The sequence below is a fragment of the Micromonospora humi genome, from assembly GCF_900090105.1.
Taxonomy (GTDB): Bacteria; Actinomycetota; Actinomycetes; order Mycobacteriales; family Micromonosporaceae; genus Micromonospora; species Micromonospora humi.
Window position 1 is genome coordinate 1 of sequence record NZ_FMDM01000017.1, and the last position, 25,843, is coordinate 25,843.

The 25,843-nt window shown below is 74.2% G+C and carries 22 protein-coding genes; 15 read left to right on the forward strand and 7 right to left on the reverse strand.

The window, feature by feature from the left end:
- Positions 1-306: 306 nt before the first annotated feature.
- Positions 307-1,515: a DUF349 domain-containing protein gene (locus tag GA0070213_RS26375; protein ID WP_091070448.1), complete on the reverse strand. Its 1,209-nt coding sequence runs from the start codon at positions 1,513-1,515 to the stop codon at positions 307-309.
- Between the two features lie 201 nt (positions 1,516-1,716).
- Here GA0070213_RS26375 and GA0070213_RS26380 point away from each other — a divergent pair, with 201 nt between their 5' ends.
- The 3 genes from GA0070213_RS26380 to dapF are packed head-to-tail and all read left to right on the forward strand — an operon-like array spanning position 1,717 to position 4,203.
- A complete protein-coding gene (locus GA0070213_RS26380; protein WP_091070450.1) occupies positions 1,717-2,436 on the forward strand; it encodes a class III extradiol dioxygenase subunit B-like domain-containing protein in 720 nt (239 codons plus the stop codon).
- A complete protein-coding gene (gene miaA / locus GA0070213_RS26385; protein WP_425412867.1) occupies positions 2,421-3,350 on the forward strand; it encodes a tRNA (adenosine(37)-N6)-dimethylallyltransferase MiaA in 930 nt (309 codons plus the stop codon). The genes GA0070213_RS26380 and miaA overlap by 16 nt, the downstream gene beginning before the upstream one ends.
- Positions 3,351-3,357: 7 nt before the next feature.
- Entirely contained in the window at positions 3,358-4,203 is an 846-nt protein-coding gene (dapF, locus tag GA0070213_RS26390; protein WP_091070453.1) for a diaminopimelate epimerase, read from the forward strand.
- Between the two features lie 420 nt (positions 4,204-4,623).
- On the opposite strand, the gene GA0070213_RS26395 is transcribed toward dapF, so the two are convergent.
- Positions 4,624-6,096, reverse strand: a complete 1,473-nt coding sequence (locus GA0070213_RS26395; protein ID WP_091070455.1) for an NAD-dependent malic enzyme — start codon at positions 6,094-6,096, stop codon at positions 4,624-4,626.
- Between the two features lie 199 nt (positions 6,097-6,295).
- Between GA0070213_RS26395 and hflX the strand changes: the two genes are divergently transcribed.
- Together hflX and GA0070213_RS31700 are read left to right on the forward strand one after the other, a co-directional pair.
- Complete coding sequence (hflX, locus tag GA0070213_RS26400) at positions 6,296-7,759, forward strand: GTPase HflX (protein WP_091070458.1); 1,464 nt, start codon at positions 6,296-6,298, stop codon at positions 7,757-7,759.
- A gap of 50 nt (positions 7,760-7,809) precedes the next feature.
- Positions 7,810-9,621 carry a hypothetical protein gene (locus tag GA0070213_RS31700; RefSeq protein WP_175441511.1) on the forward strand — a complete coding sequence of 604 codons (1,812 nt, stop codon included), beginning with the start codon at positions 7,810-7,812 and terminating at the stop codon, positions 9,619-9,621.
- A 59-nt stretch (positions 9,622-9,680) separates the two neighbouring features.
- Here the strand turns inward: GA0070213_RS31700 and lexA are convergent, their stop codons facing one another.
- Entirely contained in the window at positions 9,681-10,463 is a 783-nt protein-coding gene (gene lexA / locus GA0070213_RS26410) for a transcriptional repressor LexA (protein ID WP_091070461.1), read from the reverse strand.
- Positions 10,464-10,950: 487 nt separating this feature from the next.
- Here lexA and nrdR point away from each other — a divergent pair, with 487 nt between their 5' ends.
- The 3 genes from nrdR (at position 10,951) to GA0070213_RS26425 (ending at position 15,506) form a co-directional block, all read left to right on the forward strand.
- A complete protein-coding gene (nrdR, locus tag GA0070213_RS26415) occupies positions 10,951-11,451 on the forward strand; it encodes a transcriptional regulator NrdR (RefSeq protein ID WP_091070463.1) in 501 nt (166 codons plus the stop codon).
- 34 nt (positions 11,452-11,485) lie between these two features.
- Positions 11,486-14,383 (forward strand): vitamin B12-dependent ribonucleotide reductase, encoded by a 2,898-nt coding sequence (locus GA0070213_RS26420; protein WP_091070465.1) that lies wholly within the window; start codon positions 11,486-11,488, stop codon positions 14,381-14,383.
- A gap of 187 nt (positions 14,384-14,570) precedes the next feature.
- Positions 14,571-15,506, forward strand: coding sequence for a DUF2332 domain-containing protein (locus GA0070213_RS26425; protein WP_091070467.1), 936 nt, complete (start codon positions 14,571-14,573; stop codon positions 15,504-15,506).
- 4 nt (positions 15,507-15,510) lie between these two features.
- Here the strand turns inward: GA0070213_RS26425 and GA0070213_RS31705 are convergent, their stop codons facing one another.
- Complete coding sequence (locus GA0070213_RS31705; protein ID WP_175441512.1) at positions 15,511-16,044, reverse strand: hypothetical protein; 534 nt, start codon at positions 16,042-16,044, stop codon at positions 15,511-15,513.
- 189 nt (positions 16,045-16,233) lie between these two features.
- On the opposite strand from GA0070213_RS31705, the gene GA0070213_RS26435 reads away from it, so the two are divergent.
- The 4 genes from GA0070213_RS26435 to GA0070213_RS26450 all read left to right on the forward strand — a co-directional run bounded on the left by GA0070213_RS26435 (position 16,234) and on the right by GA0070213_RS26450 (position 18,788).
- Positions 16,234-16,875 (forward strand): class I SAM-dependent DNA methyltransferase, encoded by a 642-nt coding sequence (locus GA0070213_RS26435; RefSeq protein ID WP_091070473.1) that lies wholly within the window; start codon positions 16,234-16,236, stop codon positions 16,873-16,875.
- Complete coding sequence (locus GA0070213_RS26440; protein WP_091070476.1) at positions 16,872-17,849, forward strand: asparaginase; 978 nt, start codon at positions 16,872-16,874, stop codon at positions 17,847-17,849. Before GA0070213_RS26435 ends, GA0070213_RS26440 begins: the two co-directional genes overlap by 4 nt.
- 68 nt (positions 17,850-17,917) lie before the next feature.
- A complete protein-coding gene (locus GA0070213_RS26445) occupies positions 17,918-18,151 on the forward strand; it encodes a DUF5522 domain-containing protein (protein ID WP_091070479.1) in 234 nt (77 codons plus the stop codon).
- An 88-nt stretch (positions 18,152-18,239) separates the two neighbouring features.
- Entirely contained in the window at positions 18,240-18,788 is a 549-nt protein-coding gene (locus GA0070213_RS26450; RefSeq protein ID WP_091070483.1) for a hypothetical protein, read from the forward strand.
- Positions 18,789-18,804: 16 nt separating this feature from the next.
- Here the strand turns inward: GA0070213_RS26450 and GA0070213_RS26455 are convergent, their stop codons facing one another.
- A complete protein-coding gene (locus tag GA0070213_RS26455; RefSeq protein WP_091070486.1) occupies positions 18,805-19,491 on the reverse strand; it encodes an iron-dependent transcriptional repressor DtxR in 687 nt (228 codons plus the stop codon).
- Positions 19,492-19,589: 98 nt separating this feature from the next.
- Between GA0070213_RS26455 and GA0070213_RS26460 the strand changes: the two genes are divergently transcribed.
- From GA0070213_RS26460 to GA0070213_RS26470, 3 genes are read left to right on the forward strand one after another with little or no spacing between them, the layout of a single operon-like run.
- On the forward strand, positions 19,590-20,447 hold the full coding sequence (locus GA0070213_RS26460) for a sulfurtransferase (protein ID WP_091070489.1): 858 nt from the start codon (positions 19,590-19,592) through the stop codon (positions 20,445-20,447).
- Positions 20,448-20,494: 47 nt separating this feature from the next.
- Positions 20,495-21,676: an acetoin utilization protein AcuC gene (locus tag GA0070213_RS26465; protein ID WP_091070715.1), complete on the forward strand. Its 1,182-nt coding sequence runs from the start codon at positions 20,495-20,497 to the stop codon at positions 21,674-21,676.
- Between the two features lie 4 nt (positions 21,677-21,680).
- The gene (locus tag GA0070213_RS26470; protein WP_091070492.1) at positions 21,681-24,236 is read left to right on the forward strand and encodes a bifunctional acetate--CoA ligase family protein/GNAT family N-acetyltransferase; all 2,556 of its coding nucleotides are present in this window, start codon (positions 21,681-21,683) and stop codon (positions 24,234-24,236) included.
- Between the two features lie 54 nt (positions 24,237-24,290).
- On the opposite strand, the gene GA0070213_RS26475 is transcribed toward GA0070213_RS26470, so the two are convergent.
- Positions 24,291-24,698, reverse strand: a complete 408-nt coding sequence (locus GA0070213_RS26475) for a VOC family protein (RefSeq protein ID WP_091070495.1) — start codon at positions 24,696-24,698, stop codon at positions 24,291-24,293.
- Between the two features lie 84 nt (positions 24,699-24,782).
- Positions 24,783-25,769, reverse strand: a complete 987-nt coding sequence (gene sigB, locus GA0070213_RS26480; RefSeq protein WP_091070498.1) for an RNA polymerase sigma factor SigB — start codon at positions 25,767-25,769, stop codon at positions 24,783-24,785.
- Between the last annotated feature and the right edge of the window lie 74 nt (positions 25,770-25,843).

The following is a 25,843-nucleotide window of genomic DNA, read 5'->3' on the forward strand; positions in this document are numbered from 1 at the left end:
CCGCCCCGCCCTGGCCGCCCCGCCCCGGCCGCCCCGCCCCGCCCTGGCCGCCCCGCCCCGGCCGCCCCGCCCCGCCCTGGCCGCCCCGCCCCGGCTGGCCGGCTCCGGCCGCCCCGTCCGGCTACCCGAGTCCGGCCGCCGGCCTGCGCTGTCGGCCGGCACGGGCTTGGGCGGCCGGCGGGCACGGGTTTGCGTGGCTGGCGGGCACGGGCTTGCGTGGCCGGCGGGCGCGTGTCCGGGCTGGCCGGCGCCGGGACGCGACGGAGCCCCCGGGTCGGTCGACCCGAGGGCTCCGTCGTGCGTGCGTCAGCCGGCCTGCTCGGCGAGCTGGAGGAACTGCCGCTTCGAGGCCAGCGCCGACTCGGCCTCCTTGACCCGGCGGGCGTCACCGGCCGCCTGGGCCCGGGCCAGCCGGTCCTCGGCCTCGGCGACCTGGGCGCGCATCTGCGCCAGCAGCGGATTGTCCTCCTTGGAGGTGCGCCGCCACGCCGAGTCCATCACCTCGCGGACCTTCTCGTCCACGGCCCGCAGTCGCCGCTCCAGACCTGCGGCCGCCTCGCGCGGCACCCGGCCGGCCTCGTGCCACTGCGCCTGGATGTCCCGCAGCTTCGCCTGGGCGCCCTTCGGGTCGCCGTCGACGTCGAGCGCCTCGGCCTCGGCCAGCAGCGCCTGCTTGCGCTCCAGGTTGGCCTTCTGCTCGTTGTCCCGCGCGGAGAAGACCTCGCTGCGCCGGGTGAAGAACTCGTCCTGGGCGGCGCGGAACCGTTCCCAGAGCTTCTGCTCGGCCTCCTTGGCGGCGCGCGGCGCGGCCTTCCACTGGGCCATCAGGTCCTTGAGCTGGCCGGCGGTGACGCCCCAGTCGGTCGACTCCTTCAGCTTCTCGGCCTCGGCGACCAACTCCTCCTTGACCGTCTGCGCCTGCTTGCGCTGCTGGTCGAGGGAGGCGAAGTGGGCGCCCCGGCGGCGGGTGAAGCCGTCCCGCGCGGCGGCGAACCGCTTCCACAGCTCACCGTCGGACTTCTTGTCGACGCCGCGGATGGTCTTCCACTCGTCGAGGATCTCCTTGAGCCGGTCGCCGGCGGTCTTCCAGCCGGTCGACTCGGCGGCCAGCTTCTCGGCCTCCTCGACCAGGGCGGTCTTGCGGGCCAGCGCCTCGCCGCGGGCGGCCTCGCGGGCCGCCTTGGCCTCGCCGGCCTTCTCCTCGGCGACCGTGGCCAGCTTGTCCAGCCGGGCGGCGAGGGCGTCGATGTCCCCGACCACGTGCGCCTCGGGCAGCGACGCCCGGATCCGGCGGATGGTGGTCAGCGACCCGCCGGCGTCGGCCGCACCCGAGTTGAGCCGGGCCTCGGTCAGGTCGACCTCCGTCACCAGGTCGGAGAAGCGCCGGGCGAAGTGGGCGAGCCCTTCCTCCGGGGCCCCCGCCTGCCAGGATCCGACCACCCGCTCGCCCTCGGCGGTCTTGACGTAGACGGTGCCGTCCTCGTCCACCCGTCCGAAGGCAGTCCAGTCGCTCATGTGCCCATCCTCGTTCTCCCGGCGTCGGGGGAGCAGCCCCCGGTCGCCGCCACGGCGCAGCAAACTTTCTCCCGGCATTGTCACAGGTCCGCCCCCGTCCGTGTCGAGCGCCTGTCGTCGACCGTGACCATACGGTGTCGTACGCCCTCGATGACCGGATCGGCGCGGAGACGCACCGGGTGGCGGCGATAGGTTGGAGCCGTGCCACTGGTCGCTGCCGCCGTCTGCCCCCACCCGCCCCTGCTCGTGCCCGAGGTGGCCGGCGCCGCCGCGCCCGAGCTGGACGACCTGCGCGCCGCCGCCGACGCCGCGGTCGCCCGGCTGCTCGCCGCCGAGCCCGAGGCGCTCCTGCTGCTGGGCGCGGGGCCGGAGACGGCCCGGTTCGACGCCACCGACCACGGCTCGCTGCGCCCGTTCGGGCTGCGGCGCGACGTGCGGCTCTGGAAGGTGAACCGCGCGGGTGGCGACGTGTTGCCGCTGAGCCTCACCATCGGCGCCTGGTTGGTGAACCGGTCCGGCACGGCGCTGCCCCGGCTGGCCCGGGCGGTCGCCACCGACGCCTCCCCGGCCGAGTGCGCCGCCCTCGGCGCGGAGGTGGCCGCCGACCTGGACCGGCGGACCGCGTTGCTGGTGCTCGGGGACGGGTCGGCCTGCCGCGGCGTCACGGCGCCCGGCTATGACGACCCGCGCGCGTCCGCGTACGACGAAGGGGTCGCCACGGCCCTGGCCGGCGCGGACGTCGAGGCCCTGCTCGGCCTGGACCCGGTGCTCTCCGCCGAGCTGCGGGCCGCCGGGCGGGCGCCGTGGCAGGTGCTGGCCGGCGCGGTCCGAGCGGCGGGCGGGGACTGGCGCGGTGACGTCGGCTACCACCGGGCCCCGTACGGCGTCGCCTATCTCGTGGCGAACTGGGAGCGGGTGTGAGCGCGGGCGGCGCGGTGGTCGCGGTGGTCGGGCCGACCGCGGCCGGGAAGTCGGCACTGAGCATCGCGCTGGCGCACGCCCTCGACGGCGAGGTGGTCAACGCCGACTCGATGCAGCTCTACCGGGGCATGGACGTCGGCACCGCGAAGCTGACCCCGGCCGAGCGGGAGGGCGTGCCGCACCACCTGCTGGACATCTGGCCGGTGACCGAGCCGGCCAGCGTGGCCGAATACCAGCAGTTGGCCCGCGCGGCGGTCGACGACATCCTGGCCCGGGGGCGGGTGCCGCTGCTGGTCGGCGGCTCCGGGCTCTACGTGCGGGCGGTGCTGGAGCAGTTCGAGTTCCCCGGCACCGATCCGGCGCTGCGGGCACGGCTGGAGGCGGAGCTGGCCGAGGTGGGCCCGGCGCCGCTGCACGCCCGCCTGGCCGAGGCGGACCCGCGGGCGGCGGCCGGCATCCTGCCCGGCAACGGTCGCCGGATCGTCCGGGCGCTGGAGGTGATCGAACTGACCGGCGCGCCGTTCACCGCGTCGCTGCCGGCGCCCACGCCCTACTACCCGTCGGTGCAGCTCGGCGTCGACCTGGACACCGCCCGGCTGGACGAGCGGATCGGGCTGCGGGTGGACCGGATGTGGGCCGACGGCCTGGTCGACGAGGTGCGCACGCTCGTCGGCGCGGGGCTGCCCGAGGGACGGACGGCGAGCCGGGCGCTCGGCTACCAGCAGGTGCTGCGCTTCCTCGCCGGCGAGCTGACCGAGGCCGAGGCGTACGAGGAGACGATCCGGGCGACCCGGCGCTTCGTCCGGCGGCAGCGCTCGTGGTTCCGGCGCGACCCCCGCGTGCACTGGCTGGACTCCGCCGCCGGGGACGTCGTCGACACGGCCCTGCGGTTGGCCGCCGGGGATCGGGGATGATGGGGGCGTGGAGTTCACCAAGGGGCACGGCACCGGCAACGACTTCGTCATCCTGCCCGACCCGGACGGCGCGCTCGATCTGACGCCCGGCCTGGTCGCCGCGCTCTGCGACCGGCGGCGCGGGCTGGGCGGCGACGGCGTCCTGCGGGTGGTACGCGCCGCGAAGCACCCCGACGGCGTCGCGCTGGCCGGCGAGGCCGAGTGGTTCATGGACTACTGGAACTCCGACGGCTCGTTCGCCGAGATGTGCGGCAACGGCGCCCGGGTGTTCGTGCGCTACCTGCTGGAAACCGGGCTGGTCGCGCCGTCGGGCGGGGCGCTGCCGGTGGCCACCCGGGCCGGTCTGGTGCGGGCCCGGGTCGAGGGCGCGGACGTGGCGGTCGAGATGCGCCGCCCCCGCTTCCACGACGCGGCCACCGCCACCCTGGGCGGGTTGACCCTCCCCGGCGCCGCGGTGGACGTGGGCAACCCGCACCTGGTGTGCGCGTTGCCCGCCGCGCTGGAACTGGCCGGCCTGGATCTCACCCGCGCCCCCGAGGTCGACGCCGCGGCCTTCCCGACCGGGGTGAACGTCGAGTTCACCACGCCGGGCGAACCGGTCGACGGCACCGACGCCCACGTGCTGATGCGGGTCTACGAGCGGGGTTCGGCCGAGACGCTCTCCTGCGGCACCGGGGCCTGCGCGGTGGCGGCGGTGGCGTTGCGGGACGCCGGCCGGGAGACCGGCATCGTGGCGGTGGACGTCCCGGGCGGCCGCCTCACGGTCACCGTGACCGCCGACTCGTGCTGGCTGTCCGGCCCCGCCGTGCTGGTGGCGACCGGAGCCCTCACCCCGGACGCCCTGCGCCCCTGACAGCCCCCAGCCGGTGGCACGGTGTCGGTGTGGCAGATGGCGCCCCCGGCGTGCTTTCTCGTGGCCAGGCCCGGGCGCGGCGCCGCGAACCGCGGTCGACAACAGGCGTTCCGACGTCCCGCACCGGCGTTGACTACGCTGTGTGACGGCTCCCGGATGATTTGATCTTTTCTGCGGTATGCCTGAGAGTCATAAATATGCCCCTGAGGTATACGACTCTCAGGACTACCTTCTTTCCTGGCGCGACACGCCCGGGTTCCCGCAAACCCACCTGGCCCGACAGCAACCGCGCCGCCCGGTCCGGTATCCGGCCCGTCGCCCCGTCGATCGGCACACCCGCGTTGGCCAGACGGTCGCCAGCAAGCCGAACGGCCGGCGTGGGCCGGGCGACCGGCGTGGGCCGGGGGTCTGCGGGGCGCGTCAGGGGGTGGCGCTGGCGTTGGCGGCGATCTCGGGGAGGTCGGCCGGGCCGGGGTCGGCAGCCGGCGGGGGAGTGACGGCCGGGTTCTGCGCGGCGGCGCGCACCGCGGCGGCCACCGCGGGAGCCACCCGCGAGTCGAACACGCTCGGCACGATCACCGTCGGGTTGATCTTGTCTTCGCCGACCACGTCGGCGATGGCCCGAGCCGCCGCGAGCGCCATCTCCTCGGTGAACTCCTCGGCGTGCGCGTCGAGCATGCCGCGGAACACGCCGGGGAAGGCGAGCACGTTGTTGATCTGATTCGGCTGGTCCGACCGGCCGGTGGCCACCACGGCGGCGTGCTTGCGCGCCTCCCGCGGGTCCACCTCCGGGTCCGGGTTCGCCAGCGCGAAGACGATCGCGTCCTTGGCCATCGCGGCAACGTCCTCGCCGGTGAGCAGGTTCGGCGCGCTCACCCCGATGAACACGTCCGCGCCGCGCACCGCGCCGGCCAGGTCGCCGGCGTAGTTCTCCTTGTTGGTGTTCTCCGCCAGCCACTGCCAGGCCGGGTTCAGGTCGGGCAGCCCACGGTGCAGAGCGCCCTGCCGGTCGTACGCGATGATGTCGCCCACGCCCTGGCGCAGCAGCAGCTTCATGATCGCGGTGCCGGCCGCGCCGGCGCCGGAGACCACGACCCGGACGTCCGGGAGCTGCTTGCCCACCACACGCAACGCGTTGGTCAGCGCGGCCAGCACGCAGATCGCGGTGCCGTGCTGGTCGTCGTGGAACACCGGGATGTCCAGCGCCTCGCGCAGCCGGGCCTCGATCTCGAAGCAGCGCGGCGCGGCGATGTCCTCCAGGTTGATCCCGCCGTACGCCGGCGCGATCGCCTTGACGATCGACACGATCTCGTCGGTGTCCTGGGTGTCCAGCACCACCGGCCAGGCGTCCACCCCGCCGAAGCGCTTGAACAGGGCCGCCTTGCCCTCCATCACCGGCAGCGAGGCGGCCGGTCCGAGGTTGCCCAGGCCGAGCACGGCCGAGCCGTCGCTGACCACGGCCACCGTGTTGCGCTTGATGGTGAGCCGACGGGCGTCGGCGGGGTTCTCGGCGATCGCCTGGCAGACCCGGGCCACCCCCGGGGTGTACGCGCGGGACAACTCGTCGCGGGTGCGCAGCGCGACCTTCGGGGTCACCTCGATCTTGCCGCCGAGGTGCAGCAGGAACGTCCGGTCGGAGACCTTGCGCACGTCCACCCCGTCGAGCCCGGTGAGCGCGTCGACGACCTGGTCGGCGTGGGTGGCGTCGGCGGTGTCGCAGGTCAGGTCGACGACCACGTTGGTCGGGTCGGAGTCGACCACGTCCAGCGCGGTCACGATGGCGCCCGCCTCGCCCGCCGCGGTGGTCAACCGGCCGATGGAGGAGGCGTCCGCGGGTACCGCGATCCGGATCGTGATCGAGAATCCGGCACTCGGCAGTCGGGTGATGGCCACGAGAAAACACTCCTCCGTCGGCGCTGAGCGGCTCGACTGGCATTTCTACCCCCAGGTCGGGGCCGGCCGGCAGCCGGCCCCACTACCGGTGGGTAGCGCCACGGGCATAACACACGTGCGCGTGGCGTTGTCACATGTCAGGATTGCTGTCACGCGCCGAAAATTCCCGGCGATGCACATAACGGACAGGAGACGCAGTTTGCGCGAGCAGGAGACCTTCCATCCCTACGAGGACGACGAGCTCGACGCCACCACCGGCGAGTACGAGCTGTCGGAGCGGCAGGCACTGCGGCGGGTCCCCGGCCTCTCCACCGAACTGACCGACATCACCGAGGTCGAATACCGCCAGCTCCGGCTGGAGCGGGTCGTCCTGGTCGGGGTCTGGACGGAGGGGAAGCAGTCCGACGCGGAGAACAGCCTGACCGAGCTGGCGGCGCTGGCCGAGACGGCCGGCTCGCAGGTGCTCGAGGGGCTGATCCAGCGCCGCACCCGGCCGGACCCGGCCACCTACATCGGTCGGGGCAAGGTCGACGACCTGGGCGCGGTGGTGCTCTCCACCGGCGCCGACACGGTCATCTGCGACGGTGAGCTGTCGCCGTCGCAGCTCCGCAACCTCGAACAGCGCACCAAGGTCAAGGTGGTCGACCGCACCGCCCTGATCCTCGACATCTTCGCCCAGCACGCCAAGAGCAAGGAAGGCAAGGCGCAGGTCGAGCTGGCCCAGCTCGAATACCTGCTGCCGCGCCTGCGTGGTTGGGGTGAGAGCCTCTCCCGGCAGACCGGTGGTAGCGGTCGCGGCGGTGGCGCCGGCGGCGGCGTGGGTCTGCGTGGTCCCGGTGAGACCAAGCTGGAGACCGACCGGCGCCGGATCCGGCACCGGATCGCGCGGCTGCGCCGCGAGATCAAGAGCATGACCACGGTACGCCAGACCAAGCGCGCCCGGCGCTCCCGCAACGCGGTGCCCGCGGTGGCCATCGCCGGCTACACCAACGCCGGCAAGTCCAGCCTGCTCAACCGCCTCACCGGCGCGGGCGTGCTGGTGGAGGACGCGCTGTTCGCCACGCTGGACCCGACCACCCGCCGGGCGACGACGTCCGACGGTCGGCTCTACACGCTCTCCGACACGGTCGGTTTCGTCCGGCACCTGCCGCACCAGATCGTCGAGGCGTTCCGCTCGACGCTGGAGGAGGTCGGCGACGCGGACCTGGTGGTGCACGTGGTCGACGGCACCCACCCGGATCCGGAGGAGCAGGTCCGGGCGGTCCGCGAGGTGCTCGCCGAGGTGGGCGCCGACCGGCTGCCGGAGCTGCTGGTGGTGAACAAGACCGACGCCACCGACGAGGAGACGATGCTGCGGCTCAAGCGGCTCTGGCCGGATGCGGTGTTCGTCTCCGCGTACCGCGGGCGCGGGATCGACGAGCTGCGCGAGGCGGTCGAGCGGCAGCTGCCGCGGCCGGCCGTCGAGGTCCGCGCGGTGCTCCCGTACGACCGGGGTGACCTGGTGGCCCGGGTGCACCGGCAGGGTGAGGTGCTGAGCACCGCGCACCTGCCCGAGGGCACGCTGCTGCACGTGCGGGTCGGCCAGGCGCTCGCCGCCGAGCTGGCTCCCTACCGCGCCGGTGACCGGCTCACCAGCGAGGAGCGGGTGGGCGCCGGGCGGTGAGCCGTCCGGCGTCACCCGCCGGAAACCCGGGTCGTGCGACACTGAGCGCCATGCGGCACGTTGTCTCCTCGGTCACGCTCGCGCTCGGCCTGGTCGGCGCGGTCGTGGCGCCGGCCGGGCCGGTCGCGGCGGCTCCCGCCGCGGCCCCGGTGCTGGCCGCGGCTCCCAAGAAGAAGTGCACGGTCACCGACGATCGCCTGCGTGAGCTGTCCGGCCTGGTCGCCACCGCCAACGGCTACGTCGTGATCAACGACGGCTCCGACGATCCCGCCCGCAAGCGGGTCTTCTACCTGGACGCCAAGTGCAAGGTCGACAAGGAGGTCCGCTACTCCGGTGACGGGCCCCTCGACACCGAGGACCTGGCGCTCGGGCCGGACCGTAAGACGCTCTGGATCGCCGACACCGGCGACAACGTCGAGAAGAAGACCCGGCGGGAGCGCGTCGCCATCTGGACGATGCCGCTGAGCGGGTCGAAGGAACCGGTGCTGCACCGGCTCAGCTATCCGGGCAAGCAGCCGCACGACGCCGAGGCGCTGCTGGTCGGCGACGACAACCAGCCGCTGGTGATCACGAAGGAGCTCTCCGGCAAGTCGGAGATCTTCACCCCGACCGCGAAGCTGAAGTCGAGCGGCGACCCCGAGCCGATCCCGATGAAGAAGGTCGGCGACGTCTCGCTGCCCAGGACCAACACCGAGAACAAGCTCGGTTCGCCCGGGCGGGCACTGGTCACCGGCGCGGCGCGGTCACCGGACGGCGCCAGGGTGGTCCTCCGCACCTACGCGGACGCGTTCGAGTTCGACGTGGCCGGCGGTGACCTGGTCAAGGCGCTCACCTCGGGCAAGCCCCGGGTCACGCCGCTGGCCGACCCGTTCGGCGAGGCCATCTCCTACACGCCGGACGGCAAGGCGTTCGTCACCGTCTCCGACGGCGGCTCCCTGGACCCGGCGGACCCGATCGACGTCCTCGGCTACACGCCGGCGACCACCGGGGTCGAGGCGTTGCCCAACGGCGGCAAGGTCCAGACCAAGGCTGCCGCCCAGAAGTCCTGGCTCGAAGGGCTCTCGCTCGACGAGATCACGTACCTGATCGCCGCGGTCGGGGTGCTCGGCGCGCTCCTGGTCGGCGCCGGGGTGTTCGGCATCCTGCGGGCCCGGCGCAAGCCGGCGCCCGCCGGCACGGCCAGCGGGTCCGAGCGCAGCGGCGAGTTCCCGGTGAACAGCGGTTTCCCGGCCGCCGACCGACCCGATGCTCCGCCGCGCGGCGGGGTCTACGGCGGCGGTCAGTCCGGCGGCGTCTACGGCGGTTCCGCGAGTGGCGACCGACCGGCGGGCGGCGGGGTCTACGGCGGTGGCCGTCCGCAGGGCGGCGCGGTGTACGGCGGCGCGGCGCAGGGCGGCGGCGGTCGCCCGCAGGGTGGCGGCGCCCCGGGTGGTCGTCCGCCAACCGGTACCCAGGGCGGTCGCCCGGCGGGTGGCGGCGGCGCCCCGGGCGGTCGTCCGGCGGGTGGCGGCGGCGCCCAGGGCGGTCGTCCGCAGGGCGGCGGCCGTCCCCAGGGCGGTCGTCCGGCGGGCGGTGGCCCCCAGGGTGGGGGCGGCTACGGCGGTGGTGACGGAGGCCAGGGCGGGGTCTACGGCGGCGGCCAGGGCGGCGGGCGGCCGGGTGGCCGGGGTGGCGCGCCGGGCGGTGCCGGATATCGCGGGCAGCCCGGCGGCGGTGGCCGCCGGGGTGACGGCGGCCGGGCCGAGCCGCCGCGTCGCGACTCCCGGGATCCGCGTGGCGCACGCCGCGACGACGGCTACGGCGACCCCGGGCGGTACGGGCAGGTTCCCGGCGGCCGGGAGCCGCGCGGCGACCGCTACTGACGTCCGGCACGGAAAGAGGGGGTGACCGACGTCGGTCACCCCCTCGCCCTCGTCAGCGGTCAGATCCGGCGCAGCACCGCGACCACGCGGCCCATGATGGTGGCGTCGTCACCGGGGATCGGGTCGAAGGCCGGGTTCTGCGGCATCAGCCAGACGTGCCCGTCGCGGCGCCGGTAGGTCTTCACGGTCGCCTCGCCGTCGAGCATGGCCGCCACGATGTCGCCGACCTCGGCGTTGGGCTGCTGGCGCACGACGACCCAGTCGCCGTCGCAGATCGCCGCGTCGAGCATCGAGTCGCCCTTGACCTGGAGCATGAAGACCTCGCCCTCACCGACCAGCTCGCGGGGGAGCGGGAAGATGTCCTCCACGGCCTGTTCGGCGAGGATCGGGCCACCGGCGGCGATCCGGCCCAGCATCGGCACGTAGGCCGGGGCGGGGCGCTGCGCGCGGGCGGCCTCGTCGTCGACGTCGCTGGGGGCGCGGACGTCGACCGCGCGGGGCCGGTTCGGGTCGCGGCGCAGGAAACCCTTCTTCTCCAGCTCCTTGAGCTGGTAGGCGACGCTGGACGGGGAGACCAGGCCGACGGCCTCGCCGATCTCGCGGACGCTCGGCGGGTAGCCGTGGCGCTCGACCCAGGTGCGGATGAACTCCAGGATCCGGCGCTGCCGGGCGGTGAGGTCGACCGTCGCCGGGTCGGGGAAGCTGCTGACCACCGGGGTGACCGGGCGTACCGCGGGCTGGGCGGCCCGACTGCGCGCGGTGCGGGGGCGGCGGGACGCCGGCGGACCCGCCCCGTCGATCGGCTGCGGGTTCTTCTGCCGGCTGGCCCGGTCCTCGGTCACGTCCGTCCTCCCTGGTCGGCGCTGGGTGCCTCGTCGGCTCGTGGTGCGTGTGGTCTGACCGTATAGGTGAGATCAGCCATTTTCAAACATCTGTACGACGTCATGTCGGCGTGTCGCGGCGAAATCCTGGATATCCGAACAGGTGTTCTGATAAATGGTACGTCCTGCTCGAACGGATGTTCCATCCTGGCGCCCCGTGACCGGGCGCGGCGCCCGGGCGTTGGGCTCCTCGGTGAGGTTCTCGCCGACGTGATCCTGATGACGCGCCGGACACGCCGACCAACTTGACCTCGCTAGGGGGACGGCATACGGTCAACCCCTAGATGTAGTAGTCACATGGGCGTAAGTTGCCTACAGGTTGGGTTCAACTACCGAACGCACTCCTGCACCACGCACGCGGCGACGGTCGTCGAAGGACGGCTCCGCCGGGTCGAAGCGTGCCCGGGAGTCGATCGGGGTGCCCGTGGTCGATGAAGGAGGTCGGGCGATGCGGTGTCCGTACTGCCGGCACGCCGACTCCCGGGTGGTCGACTCGCGGGAGGCCGACGACGGCCAGCTCATCCGGCGGCGACGCTCCTGCCCGGAGTGCGGCAAGCGGTTCACCACCGTCGAGGAGGCGGTGCTCGCGGTGGTCAAGCGCAGCGGGGTGACCGAGCCGTTCAGCCGCACGAAGATCATCGGTGGGGTGCGCAAGGCGTGCCAGGGCCGGCCGGTCGACGACGACTCGATCGCGCTGCTGGCACAGAAGGTCGAGGAGACCGTACGCGCCAAGGGGGCGGCCGAGATCCCCAGCCACGACGTGGGGCTGGCGATCCTCGGTCCGCTGCGTGACCTCGACGAAGTGGCCTACCTGCGGTTCGCCAGCGTCTACCGGTCGTTCGACTCGCTCGCCGACTTCGAGCAGGAGATCGAGACGCTGCGGGCCGCCGCGCGCGCCCGGGAGGGCGCCGGTGCCGGTGTCGCGGACGCCGCCGGCGCGATCAGCTGACATTTCTGAATTTCTGACAGTGTGACCAGGCGCGGTGGGTGACCGTGCCGACGAGGGGGGCGAGGGCGTGACGACCAGCAAGTCACGGAACAAGGCCGGGGCGGGGCTGAAGATCGAGCGCGTCTGGACGACCGAGGGGGTGCATCCCTACGACGAGGTCGCCTGGGAGCGCCGCGACGTCGTCATGACGAACTGGCGGGACGGCTCGATCAACTTCGAGCAGCGCGGGGTGGAGTTCCCCGAGTCCTGGTCGGTCAACGCGGCCAACATCGTGACCACGAAGTACTTCCGGGGCGCGGTGGGGACCCCGGAGCGGGAGTGGTCGCTCAAGCAGCTCATCGACCGGGTGGTCGACACCTACCGCACCGCCGGCGAGGAGTACGGCTACTTCGCCTCCCCGGCCGACGCCGAGGTGTTCGCGCACGAGCTGACCTGGATGCTGCTGCACCAGGTGTTCAGCTTCAACTCGCCGGTCTGGTTCAACGTCGGCACGCCGTCGCCGCAGCAGGTCAGCGCGTGCTTCATCCTGGCCGTCGACGACTCGATGGACTCGATCCTCGACTGGTACAAGGAGGAGGGGCGGATCTTCCAGGGCGGCTCGGGCGCCGGGGTCAACCTCTCCCGCATCCGCTCCTCGAAGGAGCTGCTCTCCTCCGGTGGCACCGCGTCCGGCCCGGTCAGCTTCATGCGCGGCGCGGACGCCTCCGCCGGCACCATCAAGTCCGGTGGCGCCACCCGGCGCGCCGCCAAGATGGTCATCCTCGACGTGGACCACCCGGACATCGAGGAGTTCGTGGCGACCAAGGCGCGCGAGGAGGACAAGATCCGCGCGCTGCGGGACGCCGGATTCGACATGGACCTGGGCGGCGCCGACATCGTCAGCGTGCAGTACCAGAACGCCAACAACTCGGTCCGCGTCTCCGACGAGTTCATGACCGCGGTGGAGAACGGCGGCGGCTTCGACCTGCGCGGCCGGCTCGACGGGCAGACCATCGAGACGATCGACGCCAAGAACCTGTTCCACACCATCTCCCAGGCCGCCTGGGAGTGCGCCGACCCGGGCCTGCAGTACGACGACACGATCAACGACTGGCACACCTGCCCGGAGACCGGGCGGATCACCGCGTCGAACCCGTGCTCGGAATACCTGCACCTGGACAACTCCTCGTGCAACCTGGCCTCGCTGAACCTGATGAAGTTCCTCCGCGCCGACGGTGGCTTCGAGGTGGAGAAGTTCGTCCGGTCGGTCGAGTTCGTCATCACCGCGATGGACATCTCGATCTGCTTCGCCGACTTCCCGACCGAGAAGATCGGCGAGACCACCCGCGCCTACCGGCAGCTCGGCATCGGGTACGCCAACCTGGGCGCCCTGCTGATGGCCTCCGGCCTGCCCTACGACTCGGAGCAGGGGCGGGAGGTGTCCGCCGCGATCACCTCGCTGATGACCGGCACCGCCTACCGCCGCTCCGCCGAGCTGGCCGGCATCGTCGGCCCGTACGACGGCTACGCCCGCAACGCCGAGCCGCACAAGCGGGTAATGCGCAAGCACGCCGCCGCCAACGACAGCATCCGGCCGACCGGCACCGTGGCCACCGCCGTCCAGCGCGAGGCGACCAAGCAGTGGACGCTCGGCAACAAGCTCGGTGACAAGTTCGGCTGGCGCAATTCGCAGGCCAGCGTGCTCGCCCCGACCGGCACCATCGGCCTGATGATGGACTGCGACACCACCGGCGTCGAGCCGGACCTGGCGCTGGTGAAGTTCAAGAAGCTGGTCGGCGGCGGCTCGATGCAGATCGTCAACCAGACCGTGCCGCGCGCCCTGCGCAGCCTCGGCTACCCCGAGGAGCAGGTCGAGGCGATCGTCGAGCACATCGCCGACCACGGCCACGTGGTGGACGCCCCCGGCCTGAAGCCGGAGCACTACCCGGTCTTCGACTGCGCCATGGGCGAGCGGTCCATCGCGCCGATGGGCCACGTCCGGATGATGGCGGCGGTCCAGCCGTTCATCTCCGGCGCCATCTCCAAGACGGTCAACATGCCGGAGCAGGCCACCGTCGCCGACGTCGAGAAGATCTACTTCGAGGGCTGGAAGCTCGGCCTGAAGGCGCTGGCGATCTACCGCGACAACTGCAAGGTGGGCCAGCCGCTGTCGGTGGCCAAGCCGAACAAGGGCGCCGCCGAGACGCAGGCCCCGGCCGGCGAGGTCGAGAAGGTCGTGGAGAAGGTCGTCGAGTACCGCCCGGTGCGCAAGCGGCTGCCGAAGAAGCGCCCGTCGCAGACGGTCTCCTTCTCGGTCGGTGGCGCCGAGGGCTACCTCACCGCCTCGTCCTACCCGGACGACGGCCTCGGCGAGGTCTTCCTGAAGATGTCGAAGCAGGGCTCGACCCTGGCCGGCGTGATGGACGCCTTCTCGGTGGCCATCTCCATCGGTCTCCAGTACGGCGTCCCGCTGGAGACGTACGTCAGCAAGTTCACCAACATGCGCTTCGAGCCGGCCGGCATGACCGACGACCCGGACGTGCGGATGGCCGCCTCGGTGATGGACTACATCTTCCGTCGCCTGGCGCTGGACTTCCTGCCGTACGAGCGCCGCGCGGAGCTGGGCATCTTCACCGCCAAGGAGCGGGCCGCCCAGCTCCGGGCCGAGGCGGAGGCGGAGGCGAGCGGTGCGGACCTCACCGCGATGGCCGCCTCCGCCCCGGTCGAGGCGCCCGAGCCGAAGACCGGCCCGGTGGCCCAGCCGGCGCAGGAGATGGCCGACGTCGCCGCCGCCAAGCCCGCGCCGTCGGTGGGCTCCAGCACGGAACTGCTGGAGGCCGTGATCGGCAAGGCCGCCGACGCGCCGCTCTGCTTCACCTGCGGCACCAAGATGCGGCCGGCCGGCAGCTGCTACGTCTGCGAGGGCTGCGGCTCCACCAGCGGCTGCAGCTGACCCGTTCCACCGCACGTCCCGCGAGCGCGGCAGGGCTTTCCTGCCGCGCTCGCGGCATTTCATGATCCACGCCACCTCGGGGATCCGGCGGCATCCACCCGTCCCCGAACCGGCCACTTCCCCGAACCGGCGGCGAAGCCGCCGTCCGGGTCGGCGACGGCCGGCCGGGAGCTGCCATGCTCGGGCGATGAGCACCGCCGACACCTATCAGGCGTTCGCCGACCGCGAGGCGCGCGACGTCTCCCCGACGTACCACCGGTTGTCGCGGGCCGTGGCGCGCGACCCGGAGCTGCTCGCGTTGCTGGACACGCTCCCCGAGGCCAAGCGCCAGCCGAACCTGCTGTTCGGCGTGGTCCGGCTGCGCGGCGGCCCGGTGGCCGACCCGGCGGCGTTCCGCGACCACGTGCTGGCGCACTGGCCGGACATCGCGGCGCAGATGCGGGTCCGCGCGACGCAGACCAACGAGGCCGGGCGCTGCGCGGTGCTGCTGCCGGTGCTCGCCGCGTTGCCGCAGCCGCTGGCGTTGCTGGAGGTCGGCGCGTCCGCCGGCCTGTGCCTCTACCCCGACCGGTTCGGCTACCGCTACGGCGACCGGCGGGTCGGCGACGGCGAGCCGGTGCTCGACTGCGCGCTCGCCGGCACCGCCCCGCCGGACCGGCGGCCGGAGGTGGTCTGGCGGGCCGGGTTGGACGTGCACCCGCTCGACGTCACCGACCCGGCGGACCTGGCCTGGCTGGACGCGCTGATCTGGCCGGAGCACACGCACCGCCGGGACCGGCTGCGCGCCGCCGCGGCGGTCGCGGCGGCCGACCCGCCGCTGCTGGTCCGCGGCGACCTGGTCGACGACCTGCCGGCGCTCGCGGCGCGGGCGCCGGCCGGCGCGACGCTCGTGGTGTTCCACAGCTCGGTGCTCTACCAGGTGCCGGCCGCCCGTCGGGCGGCCTTCACCGCGCTGGTACGCACGCTGCCCGGGCACTGGCTCGCCAACGAGGACCCGGCCGTGCTGCCGCACGCGGCGATGCCCGCTCCACCGGACGGCGGTTTCCACAACGTGCTCGCGCTCGACGGCCGGCCGCTCGCCTGGACCCGGGGTCACGGTCAGGCGGCCACCTGGTTCGGCTGACGGGCTACTCGGGCAGCGAGTCGACCGCCGAGGCGAGGACCCCGCGCAGGTCGGCCTCCGCGCCGGCCGGCAGCTTCTCCGGCTTGACCACCTGGTACGCGACGCGTACCTCGTAGTGCTCGCCACGCCAGGCATAGCCGTCGAACCGGGTCTCGCCGCCGTCCCACGGCGTCACCGCCACGCAGGAGCTGTCACCCGGTCCCTCGCCGGTCGGGTCGGTGGCGATCCGGGAGCACCGGTCCCGCCGCCATGTCTCGTCGTACATGCCGTCGGCGTCGACGGCCACGGTGACGGCGAGGTCGCCACGCATCGAGGTGCCGCTGGTCAGGTCGACAGCGCACTCCCGGGTGCCGCTGCGGTCACCGAGGTTCGCCGAGGCGCTGGGCCGCGCGCCGGGCGCGAGCCGGGTCAGCAGGTCGGCCGGGAGCAGCGCGCAGGGGTCGCGAAGCTCGTCCGGCGGGGCTGTGTCGTCGGCGGCGCAACCGGCGGTGGCCAGGAGCGCACCGGTGACCACGAGTATTGCGGCCGATCTCGTCATCTGTCCTCCTTGGACGGTCGCGGGGGACCGTAGCAGCGCCGTGCTACCCGCAGATTTCGCGGTCGCCACCTGTCCACATCCCGACCCGCAGCCCGGTGATCATGAAGTTGACGGTGCGACACGCCGTCCCGCGCACCGCCAACTTCATGATCGACGAGGAGGCCGGGGTGGGTGAGTAGGGTCGGAGAGGTGAGTGGACCGGGCTGGCTCAGCGAGATCCGCGACGCCTACGACACCGTCGCCGAGAGCTACGCGCGGGTGCTGCCGGACGTGGTGGAGCCGCCGCTGGACCGGGCCGTGCTGGCCGCGTTCGCCGAGACGGTCGGGCCGGGCCGGCCGGTGCTGGAGGTCGGGTGCGGCACCGGCCGGGTCGCCGCCCACCTGCACCGCCTCGGCCTCGACGTGTCCGGCGTCGACCTGTCGCCCGGGATGGTGGCGGTGGCCCGCCGGGTCCACCCGCAACTGCGCTTCGACGTCGGTTCGATGACGGAGCTGACCGCGCCGGACGCGTCGCTCGCCGGGCTGTTGTCCTGGTATTCGATCATTCACCTGCCGCCGGAGCTGCTGCCCGGGGTGTTCGCCGGCTTCCAGCGGGTGCTCGCTCCCGGCGGTCACCTGCTGCTCGCCGTCAAGGTCGGCGACCGGCTCGACCGGCGGGAGCAGGCCTACGGCCACCCGGTCGGGTTCGACGTGCACTGGCTGCCGCCGGAGCGGCTGGCCGCCCAGCTCACCGCCGCCGGGTTCACGGTGACGGCCACGCTGGTCCGCGAGCCGGTGGGCGCCGAACGCCAGCCGCAGGCATTCCTGCTCGCCGAGCGGGCCGACCAATGAGCATCGCCCTGTTCACCCTCGGCGGAACCATCGCGATGGCCGGCGCCGGCGCCGGGGGAGTGGTCACCCGGCTCACCGGCGCCGACCTCACCGCCGCCGTACCCGGTCTCGCCGACATACCGCTCGACGTGCGCGACGTCGAGGCGGTGCCCAGCGCCGCGCTCGCGTACCGGCAGATCCTCGACCTGGTGGACGCGGCGGCCGCGGCGGTCGACGGCGGGGCGACCGGCGTGGTGGTCACCCAGGGCACCGACACGCTGGAGGAAACCGCGTGGCTGGCCGACCTGGTGTGGCCGCACGCGGCGCCGCTGGTCTTCACCGGCGCGATGCGCAACCCGACGCTGGCCGGCCCGGACGGGCCGGCGAACCTGCTCGCGGCGGCCCGGGTCGCGGCCGCGCCGGCCGCCCGCGACCTCGGCGTCCTCGCCGTGCTCAACGACGAGATCCACGCCGCGCGGTTCGTCCGCAAGACGCACAGCACGAGTACGGCCACGTTCGCCTCGCCCAACGCCGGGCCGCTCGGGCACGTGATCGAGGGACGGGTACGGGTGCTGGCCCGGCCGCCACGGCGCGCGCCGCTGCCCGCGGTGGACCGGGACCGGCTGGCCGCCACCCGGGTGGCGCTGCACACGGTCACCCTCGACGACGACGTGTCCCTGCTCGACGCGGTGGCCGCCGGTCGGGACGGGCTGGTGGTGGCCGGGTTCGGGGTGGGGCACGTGCCGCCGTCGTTCGCCCCGGCGCTGGGCGCGCTGGCCGGACGGATGCCGGTGGTGCTCACGTCGCGGACCGGGGCCGGGTCGGTGCTGCGGGACACCTACGGCGCGGTCGGCTCGGAGCGGGACCTGCGGCGGCGTGGGCTGGTCGACGGCGGGTTGCTCGACCCGTACAAGGCGAAGGTGCTGCTGCGGGTGCTGCTCGCCGTCGGCGCCGACCGCGCGGCGATCGGCGAGGCCTTCGGGCGGCGCGGTTGAGAGGTGTTAAAAGGGGCCCCCGCCTATGCGGAAAACGTTAAGAAGGGGCCCCTCCTTACACTTCAGCGGTGGGTGACGAGCTGGCCGACCGGGCGCTGACCGAGCCGCACCCGTCGCGGCTGCCGCCGGCGCATCCGGAGCGGGCGCGGATCCTGGCCGCGCACGCCGCCGCGCTGGCTGCCGGGGAGGCCGGCTACCTCGACCCGGACACCGGGCTGTTCGTGCTCAGCGCCGGGTTCCTGGCCCGGCGGGGCACGTGCTGCGGGCGAGGATGCCGGCACTGTCCGTACGTGGCCGATTAGGGCCTTCCGTCCCCGTCGTACGCCCCGTACGGTGTCCGACGGAACTCCGGCGGGTCACCCGCCCGCCGCCGATCGCGGAGGTCTCCCCGTGCGCGCCCGTACCTGGCTGGCCGTCTCGGCCGTCCTGCTCGCCACCGGCTGCGCCGAGGACGCCCCGGCGGTCGAGGTGCCGGCCGCGCCGCCGCCGGCGGCCGACGTCGCCGCAGCCTCCTCCGGCGGGGCCTGCCGGCTGCTCGACTTCGCGGTGATCGCCGCGCACACCGGTGGCACGTTCGACGTGGCCGCCGCCACCGACCGGGGCGACACGCACACCTGCGTGGTCCGCGCCCAGGCGGCGGCGCTGCCGGAGCTGACGCTCTCGGTGACCGACACGTCGATCGACGCGGCCACCTTCACCGCCGACGTGCAGCCGCGCGGCGCGGCCAAGGTCACCAAGCTGGGGAAGATCGCCTACCGGCGCACGGTGTCGAAGACCGGGAAGGCCGGCCCGGTCGCCGAGGTGGGCTGGCTGGCCGGCGAGGACCGGCTGGCCAGTCTCCGCTGGGCCACTCCGCCCGGCACCGCCTCGGCGGAGGCGGACCGGGCGACCGCCAAGCTGGTCGCCCTGGCCAAGGTGATCGACACCCGCAGGTTGTGAGCCCCGGACCGGGAGGTCAGCGGGCCGCGACGAAGACCCGGGAGGCGACCTCGCGGGGCAGCCGCACCCGGTCGCCGGAGCGGTCGATGGAGACGCCGTCGCGCTCCTGCGCCACCGTGACGGTCGCGCCCGGGTCGACGCCGGCGGCGTGCAACTGCCGGAGCACGTCGGCGTCGGTCTGCACGCTCTCGCAGATCCGCCGCACCACCACCGGGCCGGACAGGCCGGGGAAGGCCAGGTTGCGCTCGCCCTCGACGGTCTCGGCCGGGTGCTGGCCCGGGTCGCCCAGCTCCTCCAGGCCCGGGATCGGGTTGCCGTAGGGCGAGCGGGACGGGCGGTTGAGCAGGTCGTAGACCCGCTTCTCGACCGCGTCGCTCATCACGTGCTCCCAGCGGCAGGCCTCCTCGTGGGCCTCCTCGTAGGGCATCCCGATCACGTTGACCAGCAGCAGCTCGGCCAGCCGGTGCTTGCGCATCACCGAGACCGCGCTGTTGCGGCCCAGCGCGGTGAGGGTCAGGTGCCGGTCGCCCTCGACGGTGAGCAGGCCGTCCCGCTCCATCCGGGCGACGGTCTGGCTGACGGTCGGACCGCTCTGCCGCAGCCGCTCGGCGATGCGCGCGCGCAGCGGTGGCACACCCTCCTCCTCCAGCTCGAGGATGGTGCGCAGGTACATCTCGGTCGTGTCGACCAGGTCATGCTTCACGTCAGCGGCCTCCCGGCGTCCGATGCTACCCGTAACGACCGACGGCCCGCCGCAGGCGAACCCGGAGGTCGCTGCCCGGATGGTGTTGACTGGACCGCATGTCCGGAACCGCAGAGCTGCTGGTCGAGCCGGACCGGCTCGCCGTCGAGCTCGACCGCGCCGACCCACCCGTGCTGCTCGACGTCCGGTGGCGGCTCACCGGCCCGCCCGGCCGCGACGACTACACCGTCGGTCACCTGCCCGGCGCCGTCTTCGTCGACCTGGACACCGAGCTGTGCGGGCGACCCGGCGCTGCCGGGCGGCACCCGCTGCCCGACCCCGCCGCGTTGCAGGCGGCGCTGCGGGCCGCCGGCGTCCGGGCCGGTCACCCCGTGGTGGTGTACGACGGCGGCGACGGGATGTCCGCCGCGCGGGCCTGGTGGACGCTGCGCTGGGCGGGCCACCGGGCGGTGCGGGTGCTGCACGGCGGCTTCCCCGCCTGGACCGCCGTCGGGCTGCCGGTGGACACCACGGTGCCCGAGCCGGCCCCCGGCGACGTGACGGTCGCCCCGGGTGGGCTTCCGGTGCTCGACGCCGCGCGGGCCGCCCGGCTCGCCGCCGCCGACGCCGGGGTGCTGCTCGACGTGCGGGCCGCCCCGCGCTACCGGGGCGAGACCGAGCCGGTCGACCCGGTCGCCGGGCACGTCCCGGGCGCGGTCAACCTGCCCGCCCCGGGGTACGTGACGCAGGGTCGGTTCCCCGCCGCCGAGGCGCTGCGGGCGCGCTTCGCCGAGGCCGGGGTGGACGGCGCCGCGCCGGTCGGGGCGTACTGCGGTTCCGGGGTGACCGCCGCGCAGGCGGTGCTGGCGTTGCACCTGGCCGGCCGGCCCGACGCCGCCCTGTACGTCGGCTCGTGGAGCGAGTGGGTGACCGACCCGGACCGTCCGGTGGCGACCGGCGACGCCGCCGGCCGGTGAGCGCGCGGCTGGTGGGCGCGCCCCGGCCCGCGTGCGACGATGGCCGCATGGCCGACGACACGGTGGTGGTGTGGGATCCCGCCCTCCTCGCCTACGACATGGGGGACCATCCGCTCGACCCGGTGCGGGTCGAGCTGACCATGGCGCTCGCCCGTGAGCTGGGGGTGCTCGACCGGCCCGGGGTGCGCCTGGTCACGCCGGAACCGGCCGACGACGCGCTGCTGACCCGGGTGCACGATCCGGCCTACCTGGACGCGGTCCGGGCCGCGCCGCACGACCCGCTCTTCGCCGGCTTCGGCCTGGGCACCTCGGACAACCCGGTCTTCGACGGCATGCACGAGTCCAGCGCGCTGATCGCCGGCGCCACCGTGGCCGCCGCCGAGGCGGTCTGGCGGGGCGAGGCCCGGCGCGCGGTCAACGTGGCCGGCGGCCTGCACCACGCCATGCCGGCCCGGGCCGCCGGCTTCTGCGTCTACAACGACCCGGCGGTGGCCATCGCCCGCCTGCTCGACCTGGGCGCCGAACGGATCGCGTACGTGGACGTGGACGTGCACCACGGCGACGGCGTGCAGGAGATCTTCTACCGGGACCCGCGGGTGCTCACCGTCAGCCTGCACGAGACGCCGCTCGCGCTCTTCCCCGGCACCGGTTTCCCCGACGAGACCGGCGGGCCGGGCGCGGAGGGCACCGCGGTCAACGTGCCGCTGCCGCCCGGGATCGGCGACGCGGGCTGGCAGCGGGCGTTCCACGCGGTGGTGCCGTCGGTGCTGCGCGCGTTCCGGCCACAGTTGCTGGTCACCCAGTGCGGGGCGGACGGGCACCGCGCCGACCCGCTGGCCGACCTGCACCTGTCCGTGGACGGGCAGCGGGCCACCTACCGGGCGCTGCGGGCGCTCGCCGACGAGTTGTGCGACGGCCGTTGGGTGGCCACCGGCGGCGGCGGGTACGCGCTGGTCGAGGTGGTGCCGCGGGCCTGGACGCACCTGTTGGCGGTGGCCACCGGCGAGCCGATCGACCCGGCCGCGCTCACCCCGCCGGCCTGGCGGGAGCTGGCCGCGCGCCGGCGGCCCGGGCACGACGTCCCGCTGCGGATGACCGACGACGTCGACCCGGAATACCAGCCGTGGCAGCCCAGCGGCGAGCCGAACGCGGTGGACCGGGCGGTCGCGGCCACCCGCAAGGCGGTCTTCCCGCTGCTCGGCCTCGACCCGCACGATCCGCGCGACTGATCCCGTGACCACAGTCGAACAACCGGTGGACGTGCTGCTCAGCGACGGCAGCACCGTCCAGTTGCGACAGATCCGCCCGGACGACGCGGCGGCGATCGTGGCGATGCACGCCCGCTTCTCCGAGCGCACCCGCTACCTGCGCTACTTCTCGCCGTACCCGCGCATCCCGGAGCGGGACCTGAAGCGTTTCGTCACCGTCGACCACCGCGACCGGGAGGCGTTCGTGGTGCTGGCCGGCGAGCGGATCGTCGCCGTCGGCCGCTACGAGCGGCTCGGCCCCGCCTCGCCGGAGGCCGAGGTGGCGTTCGTGGTGGAGGACGCCTACCAGGGCCGGGGCATCGGCTCGGTGCTGCTGGAGCACCTGGCGGACGCCGCCGGCCGGCACGGCATCGTGCACTTCGTCGCCGAGGTGCTCCCCGCCAACGGGACGATGCTGCGGGTCTTCGCCGACTTCGGCTACCAGGTCCAGCGCCAGTACGCCGACGGCGTCGTGCACCTGAGCTTCCCGATCGCGGCCACCGAGGCGACGCTCGAGGTGCAGCGCGGCCGGGAGCACCGCACCGAGGCCCGGTCGATCGCCCGGCTGCTCGCCCCCCGTGGCATCGCCGTCTACGGCGCCAGCACCACCGGCCAGGGCGTCGGCGCGGCGCTGCTCGGGCACCTGCGCGACGGCGGGTTCACCGGCGCGATCGTCCCGGTGCACCCGAGCGCGGCGACGGTGGCCGGGCTGCCGGCTTACCCGTCGGCGGTCGACGCCGGCCTCGACGTCGACCTGGCGGTGGTGGCGGTCGCGCCGGAGGCGGTGACCGAGGTGGTCGACGACGCGGCCCGGGCCGGCGCGCACGGGCTGGTGGTGGTCTCGGCCGGGTTCGCCGAGTCCGGCCCGGCCGGCGCGGCGGCGCAGCGCGCCCTGGTCCGCGCCGCGCACCTGGCCGGCATGCGGGTGGTCGGCCCGAACTGTCTCGGCGTCGCCAACACCGACCCGGCGGTACGCCTCAACGCCACGCTCGCCCCGGTGCTGCCGGCGCCGGGCCGGGTCGGCGTGTTCAGCCAGTCCGGCGCGTTCGGGGTGGCGCTGCTCGCCGAGGCGTCCCGGCGCGGGCTCGGCCTGTCCAGCTTCGTCTCGGCCGGCAACCGGGCCGACGTGTCCGGCAACGACCTGCTGCAATATTGGCAGGACGACCCGGGCACCGACGTGATCACGCTCTACCTGGAGACGTTCGGCAACCCGCGCAAGTTCGCCCGGCTGGCCCGGCGGATCGGCCGGAGCAAGCCGGTGGTGGCGTTGGCGTCGCTGGCCCGGCCGCCGGGCGTGGGCGAGGCGCCGGCGCTGGACGCCGCCGCGGTCAGCGCGTTGTTCGCCCAGTCCGGCGTGATCCGGGTGGACACCGTGTCCGAACTGCTCGACGTGGGCGTGCTGCTGGCCCACCAGCCGCTGCCGGCCGGGCGGCGGGTCGCCGTGGTCGGCAACTCGTCGGCGCTGACCGGGCTGGCGGCGACCGCCGGCACCGGGCAGGGCCTGGTCGTCGCCGACGGTTACCCGCACGACGTCGGGCCGCGCGCCGGCGCCGCCGCGTACGCTGCCGCGCTGGCCGCCGCGGCGGCCGACGACCGGGTGGACGCCGTGGTGGCGGTCTTCGCCCCGCCGCTGCCCGGCCAGCTGAGCGACCCGGAGGCCGACTTCGCGGCGGCGCTGCCGGACGCGCGGGCCACCGGCAAGCCGGTGGTGGCGACGTTCCTCGCCGGCCGGGTGCCCGCCGGGGTGCCGGCCTATCCGAGCGTGGAGGAGGCGGTGCGGGCGCTGGCCCGGGTCACCCGGTACGCGGACTGGCTGCGCCGGCCGCCGGGCGCGCTGCCCGAGCTGACCCGGGTCGACCGGTCGGCCGGGCAGGCCGCGCTCGGTCCCGACGGGGCGGAGCCGGCCGCGCTGCTCGGCGCGTACGGGATCGACGTGGTGGAGTCGGCGCCGGCCGGCTCGGTCGACGAGGTGCTGGCGGCGGGGGAGCGGCTCGGCTGGCCGGTGGCGCTCAAGGCGGCCGACCCGGGGCTGCGGCACCGCCTCGACCTGGGCGCGGTCCGGCTCGACCTGGCCGACGCCGACGCGCTGCGCCGCGCGTACGCCGAGATGGCCCCGGTGTTCGGGGCGGAGGTGCTGGTCCAGCCGATGGTCGCGCCGGGTGTGGCGTGCGTGGTGGAGCTGGTGGAGGATCCGGCGTTCGGGCCGGTGGTCGGCTTCGGGCTGGGTGGGGTGGCGACCGAGCTGCTCGGCGACCGGGCCTGGCGGGCGGTGCCGCTGACCGACCGGGACGCCGCCGAGCTGGTCGACGAGCCGCGTGCCGCGCCGCTGCTGCACGGGCACCGGGGTGCCGCCCCGGTGGACCGGGCGGCCCTGGTGGACCTGCTGCTGCGGGTGGGCCGGCTGGCCGACGAGCAGCCCCGGGTGCGTTCGCTCACGCTCAACCCTGTGCTGGCCCGCCCGGACGGCATCTCGGTGCTGCACGCCACCGTCGGCGCCGGCGCGGCTTCGCCGCGCCCCGACACCGGCCCCCGCCGGTTGTAAGGAGGGGCCCCCGCTTAACGCATTCGGTATAGGCGGGGCCCCTTCTTAACAGGTTCAGGCCCGCGCGGAGATCTGCTGCACGGTCCACTCGTTGCCGTCCGGGTCGCGGAAGAAGACGAAGCCGACGTTGTCCAGCGGGTGCGGCACCGGGCCCGGGTTGCGCCCGACCACCTGGATCTCGCTGACCTCGACGCCGCGCTCGACCAGCTCCGCGCGGGCCTGCTCCAGGTCGGCCACGACCAGTTGCAGACCCTTGAGCGAGCCCGGCGGCATCTCCGGCACCACGCCCCGGCCCAGCACGATCGAGCACCCGGAGCCGCGGGGCGTGAGCTGCACGATCCGCCCCACCCCGCCCAGGTCGGTGTCGTGGTCGACGGCGAAGCCGACCCGCTCGGCGTAGAACTCCTTGGCCCGGTCCACGTCGGAGACGGGCACGATCACCACTTCCAGGGTCCAGTTCACCGCACCAGGGTGGCCGTGCCGGGGCGCCGGTTCAAGCGCGACAGGCCCCGGCGAACCGCCGGGGCCTGTCGGTGGCGCGTGCGGTCAGCAGGCGTACGCCTCCAGCCGGTTCGCCCGCTCCGGGTCACGCAGCTTGAGCAGCGTCACCTTCTCGATCTGCCGGATCCGCTCCCGGGACAGCCCGAACTCGCGGCCCACCTCGTCGAGGGTGCGCTGCCGGCCGTCGTCCAGGCCGAAGCGCAGCCGGATGACCGCCTGCTCCCGCTGGGAGAGGGTGGCCAGCACGATGCGGACCTCGTTGCGCAGCTCGCCGTTGGCGGCGGCGTCGCCGGGCTCGGTGCGCGGGTCGACGGCGGCGACGAAGTCGCCGAGCGCGCTCTCGCCGTCCTCGCCGACCGCCTGGTCCAGGCTCACCGGCTCCCGGTCGTAGGAGATCAGCTCGATCACCTGGTATTCCGGGACCTCCAGCGCGGTGGCGACCTCGCCGACGGTGGGCTCGCGGCCGAGCGTCACGGACAGCTCGCGGCGCACCCGGACCATGCGGTTGACCTGCTCGACCATGTGCACCGGGATGCGGATGGTGCGGGCCTGGTCGGCCATGGCGCGGGTGATGGCCTGGCGGATCCACCAGGTGGCGTACGTGGAGAACTTGTAGCCCTTGGTGTAGTCGAACTTCTCGACGGCGCGGATGAGGCCGAGGTTGCCCTCCTGGATGAGGTCGAGGAAGGCCATGCCCCGCCCGGTGTAGCGCTTGGCGATGCTCACCACGAGCCGCAGGTTCGCCTCCAGCAGGTGGTCCTTGGCGGCGCGGCCCTCGGCCGCGATCAGCGCCAGGTCCGCGCGCAGCTCGTCGGAGACCGGGGTGCAGGTGGCCAGCTTCTCGTCGGCGAAGAGGCCGGCCTCGATCCGCCGGCTCAGCTCGACCTCCTGCGCCGCGGTGAGCAGCTTGGTGCGGCCGATGCCGTTCAGGTACGCCCGGACCAGGTCGGTGGAGACGCCGCGCTCGTCGGTGGCGTCCAGGTCCGTGAGGGTGACGTCCATGTCCTGGTGCTCGATCATCTGCTGGGTCATCTCTGTCTCTCCCCGTGTCCTACGAGCCGTACCGGCCCCGTGCCGCCGGCGTGGTGGGCCGGTGACAAACAGCT

Excerpts from the sequence above, each read along its gene's own strand:
- GA0070213_RS26375 (WP_091070448.1), bottom strand. The coding sequence starts at position 1,515 with ATGAGCGACTGGACTGCCTTCGGACGGGTGGACGAGGACGGCACCGTC.
- GA0070213_RS31700 (WP_175441511.1), top strand. The coding sequence starts at position 7,810 with ATGCGGCACGTTGTCTCCTCGGTCACGCTCGCGCTCGGCCTGGTCGGC.
- nrdR (WP_091070463.1), top strand. The coding sequence starts at position 10,951 with ATGCGGTGTCCGTACTGCCGGCACGCCGACTCCCGGGTGGTCGACTCG.
- GA0070213_RS26425 (WP_091070467.1), top strand. The coding sequence starts at position 14,571 with ATGAGCACCGCCGACACCTATCAGGCGTTCGCCGACCGCGAGGCGCGC.
- GA0070213_RS31705 (WP_175441512.1), bottom strand. The coding sequence starts at position 16,044 with ATGACGAGATCGGCCGCAATACTCGTGGTCACCGGTGCGCTCCTGGCC.
- GA0070213_RS26440 (WP_091070476.1), top strand. The coding sequence starts at position 16,872 with ATGAGCATCGCCCTGTTCACCCTCGGCGGAACCATCGCGATGGCCGGC.
- GA0070213_RS26460 (WP_091070489.1), top strand. The coding sequence starts at position 19,590 with ATGTCCGGAACCGCAGAGCTGCTGGTCGAGCCGGACCGGCTCGCCGTC.
- GA0070213_RS26465 (WP_091070715.1), top strand. The coding sequence starts at position 20,495 with ATGGCCGACGACACGGTGGTGGTGTGGGATCCCGCCCTCCTCGCCTAC.
- sigB (WP_091070498.1), bottom strand. The coding sequence starts at position 25,769 with ATGACCCAGCAGATGATCGAGCACCAGGACATGGACGTCACCCTCACG.